At 57.0% G+C, this 2,744-nt stretch carries 5 protein-coding genes; all 5 read right to left on the bottom strand.

From position 1 onward, the window contains the following. The coding region (locus BG842_RS10530; RefSeq protein ID WP_254663058.1) for an ABC transporter substrate-binding protein at window positions 1-945 on the bottom strand (945 nt) is incomplete at its 3' end. Continuing rightward, window positions 929-1,234 carry a hypothetical protein gene (locus tag BG842_RS10535; RefSeq protein ID WP_254663059.1) on the bottom strand — a complete coding sequence of 102 codons (306 nt, stop codon included), beginning with the start codon at window positions 1,232-1,234 and terminating at the stop codon, window positions 929-931. The genes BG842_RS10535 and BG842_RS10530, both read right to left, overlap by 17 nt. Continuing rightward, complete coding sequence (locus BG842_RS31460; protein WP_254663060.1) at window positions 1,231-1,449, bottom strand: hypothetical protein; 219 nt, start codon at window positions 1,447-1,449, stop codon at window positions 1,231-1,233. The genes BG842_RS10535 and BG842_RS31460 overlap by 4 nt, the downstream gene beginning before the upstream one ends. A gap of 190 nt (window positions 1,450-1,639) precedes the next feature. Then, on the bottom strand, window positions 1,640-1,999 hold the full coding sequence (locus BG842_RS28815; protein ID WP_254663061.1) for a hypothetical protein: 360 nt from the start codon (window positions 1,997-1,999) through the stop codon (window positions 1,640-1,642). Between the two features lie 303 nt (window positions 2,000-2,302). After that, on the bottom strand, window positions 2,303-2,744 hold a 442-nt coding region (locus tag BG842_RS31465), incomplete at its 5' end, for an ABC transporter substrate-binding protein (protein WP_254663062.1).

Here is a 2,744-nt window from a genome sequence, read left to right on the forward strand (position 1 = left end):
CGACTTTGGGTTGTTTGCTACCCTTCTTTCCGCGGAAGTCGAACGCGTTCGTCCGCGGGTCCGTGAGGAGTTCGCCGTCGTAGACCGTCTCCGGTCGAACGCCTTTATAACCCGGCGACTGGGCGTAGTCGCCTTTGATGACGTAGCCGCCTTGAGCGTCTGCACCCAGAACACGTCGTCGTATAGGAACGACATCGCTTGTCGGAGCGCCACGTCGTCGAGCGGGGCGCGACGACAGTTGAAACCGTAGTAGGAGAAACCACTGTCGTACCCTTTTACGAGCCCCTTGTCGTCCGCTTTCTTGACTTGAGAGATTTTCGAAGTCTGGAGACTTCCGTAGTGGGTATCGACCTTGCCGTTCAGGAACGCTTGCGTGAGCGGCGACGTTCCGCCGTACACCTTGAAGTTCACGCCGTCGAGGAACGGACCGCCGTGGATGAGCGTGTCGTGCTCTTTGATCCAGTCGAGTTTGTTGAGCGCGTAGGTGTTCTCGATGTAATCGCGGCGGAACTTGACCTGCATCGAGGTGTCCGGGTTCCACTGGACGAGTTTACCCGGCCCGGTTCCGACGGGACCTTCTTCATTTTCCGTCGTCGGGTCGTAGTTCTTGTAATCGACGCCTTCCCACTTGTGCTTGGGAATGATCGGTGGCGCGCCGAGGACGTCCGCGTCCCACGTACCAACCTGTCGAGACAGTTTGAGGTGGAAGTCCCAGTCGTTTTTCGCCTCCTCGATCTTCTCGTAATCGTTCCAAACCGAGTACTGTCCCGGTTCGTTGTCGAGTTGGAACTGGAAGGAGTACAGGATGTCCTCCATCTTGAACTTCTCACCGTCGTTCCACTCGAGGCCGTCCTTTCGGGCGTTGAAGTAAACATCCGGTTTGTCCTTACCGGTGTTTTTAATGGTCCAGTCGGTGAAGACGCTCGGCTTAACCTCGAACGTCACGGCTCTTCAACCACTGCAGCTTGTAGTCGAACAGCCAGATGAAGAGCCACGAGATCCAGAACGCGGGCATGGAGTACATCGTGAGCCCCGACGTGTAGATGAACTTGTCCTTGTTCGTGCCTCGCCACCAACCCAGATACATGCCGACGAGCGGGCCGACCGTGTACGAGATGACGAATCCGGCACCGAACAGGATGATCGTCCGCGGGAACCGTCGAATGATGATGTCCCAGACCGGAACCTGCTTGGTCGGCGACCGGCCGAAGTTACCGGTTTGGTAGTTTATCATGAAGTCCACGTACTGACGCACAGCGGTTCGTTGAGTCCCCACTGCTCCTGAAGCCGTGCGATCTGTGCCGGTTTCATCTCAGGCGTGATCATCTGCGAGATGAACGTCCCCGGCATGCTCCGGATGAGCACGAACAAAATCGTCATTATGACGAGCAACGTCAGATAGGAGACTATCAGCCGCTTTGCGAGATAACGGGTGCTAATCCTTGTCATATTTTGTCATCCGTTGATTTCGGTATGCTGTTTACCATATCGTTTACTCTTGCGTATCTATGCCATGCATGGCACACATTCATTATCAATGTAGTGATTCTCGTATCGACTGCGTATCAAATTCAACCACCACTTTCCCGACCTATACCGCAAAAAACCACCGTCGAGAGTCGAAGACGGGGTTACTTCTTCAGGTTCTCTTTGAGGTAGATGCTACTGTACTCGTAATCCAGTTTGCGTATCCGGGGTCGACGATGTTCTCGACGAAACCGTCGAACTTCTTCGAGTTGACCGGCCAGCGGTATTTCTCGTAGTCACGAAGCATGTACGGCATGTCGAGGTAGATCTTCTCCATCGCCTTCGCGTACTTCTTCGAGCGTTTCTCGGGGTCGGTTTCGCTGTACGCGTCGGAGAGAAGCTTGTCGGACTGCCGCCCGAGACGCCGTATCCCGTGGAGTTGTACGCGAATTTCTCCGTATCCTCTCCGGCGTTGTCGGAGTGGAAGAACGAGTGGAGCGACGTCCCGTAGGGCTGGTTCCGCCCCAACCATCGGCTTCGTAGAGCTTCCTCCGCTTCGCGTGCTCGTCCGATTTCCGCGCGTTCAGTATCTTCTCCATCACGTCGTCGTTCTTGTAGAACACGCCGTTCGTCTCGCCCTCCGCCGCTGGTGGAACAGGGGTAGACGTAGGCGTCCGGGTCGGGGAACGCCGACCACTCCGTGACGAACATGTGGTAGTCGCTCGGCGACCCCGAGACGATTTTGTCGTGGAACACCGACCACGAGTACTTCTCGACGCTGGCCTGCTGGAACCCGGCGAGCGTCAGCCCTTGCTTCACGGCGTTCGCCATCATATCAGCAACTCGTCGCCGAACTCTTCGACGCCGGAACGGCTATCTTCGGTGCCCACGCCTCGACACCAGCGTCGCGGAACAGCGTTCGCGCTTTCTCGATGTTCCGCTCGTTGGGTATCCGTTTCCACTCGTCTACTGGCATGTCCCACTCCTCGGCCAACTGGTGCGGAAGCGGGCTGTACATGCGCTCGCCCGCCGGACGGAGGATGTTCTCCACCATCTCGTCGAAGTTGACGCAGTAATCGACCGCCTTCCGGACTTTCTCCTCCGAGGTCGGCCCGCCGTTGCAGTTGAAGCCGAGGAACGTGTAATCGTAGCTCTCGCTGGATTTCACGGTCGCGTTCGGCTGGTCGTTCGTCGCCTTCCAGAGGTGGGGCTCTACCTCCTCGACTAGCTGGTTTTGCCCGTCTTCAGGCTCATCGTCCGCGACAGCCCCGAGTACT

The organism is Haladaptatus sp. W1, from assembly GCF_001723155.1.
In the GTDB taxonomy this organism is placed as follows: domain Archaea; phylum Halobacteriota; class Halobacteria; order Halobacteriales; family Haladaptataceae; genus Haladaptatus; species Haladaptatus paucihalophilus.

Bases quoted from the DNA above. Each gene is read 5' to 3' on its own strand.
- BG842_RS10535 (WP_254663059.1), bottom strand. From the start codon at position 1,234: ATGATAAACTACCAAACCGGTAACTTCGGCCGGTCGCCGACCAAGCAG.
- BG842_RS31460 (WP_254663060.1), bottom strand. From the start codon at position 1,449: ATGACAAGGATTAGCACCCGTTATCTCGCAAAGCGGCTGATAGTCTCC.
- BG842_RS28815 (WP_254663061.1), bottom strand. From the start codon at position 1,999: ATGGTTGGGGCGGAACCAGCCCTACGGGACGTCGCTCCACTCGTTCTT.